Below are 849 nucleotides of genomic sequence, written 5' to 3'. Positions count from 1 at the left end.
GCATTGGCCTTGAACTCGTCGCTGTGGAGCCGACGCCGGCGCCGAGCGCCAGCGGGTTGGACGGGGAAGGTCATACGTATCCACCAAAGTTGAGGTGGGTACGAGGCTCCTATGTGCCTATCGCATTCTCAAGATGGTCAGACTGGACGCTCACGATGCGCTCACGAGCATGGAGATATGCGTTGAGCCCCGCCGACACACTTCGCCGCCTGGCCGACGGGCACTAGGTTCCGGCAGTCCGGGAGCAGACGCTCGTGGGCGGGAGGAAGTGGCCGAACGGCGCCTTCCGCATTGGCTTAGCAGTAAGCGATGCCGTCTCGTTCAAAACCTACGTGAATACCTCACCGTTCTTGCCCTCGTTGAGCTGCTTGCAGAGGTCCTCCGCCTGTTCCTTCGTTCTACAAGGGATTAGGACCTTTCGCTGTCCGGCGTAGTCGTTGCAAACAAGCGGATTGCCGGCACGAGCTGTCGTGACCCGATAGGGCCCGGCGTTTGGCGGCACAACATATCGCGGCATCGTCGAAAACCTTGTAGGTGTACGGTTCGGTCGAGTCCATTGGACCTTAGTCTGCCCGAAAGCAGCCATTCGCGACCGACAGCAAGTGGCCGGATCCGGCCATGGCATGTACGCGACTGCGGTCTACGGCGCACGTTGCTTGACGACCGAAACGTCCTCCAACGGGGCGGGCCAGATCTGAAGATGGTACCGATCATCGCCGTCGAGGCCATCCTCAGACAACGAATCGAGGCCGGAGAAGCAAACACGCACGCGATAAGTCCCAGGGGTCACAGGAATGCGGGCCGCACCTGGAAAATAGTCGGTGCAACCGAAAATAGTCGGTGCAACCG

At 60.3% G+C, this 849-nt stretch carries 1 pseudogene; it reads right to left on the bottom strand.

Annotation, left to right across the window (positions count from 1 at the left end):
- Window positions 1-640: 640 nt before the first annotated feature.
- Window positions 641-849 (bottom strand): annotated as a pseudogene (locus tag AC1D01_RS36885) (hypothetical protein); the annotation flags it as partial.

This window comes from Rhizobacter sp. P3_B12, from assembly GCF_056402895.1.
Note: the sequence above shows the minus strand (reverse complement) of the source record. Positions and strands in the feature narration are given on the sequence as shown.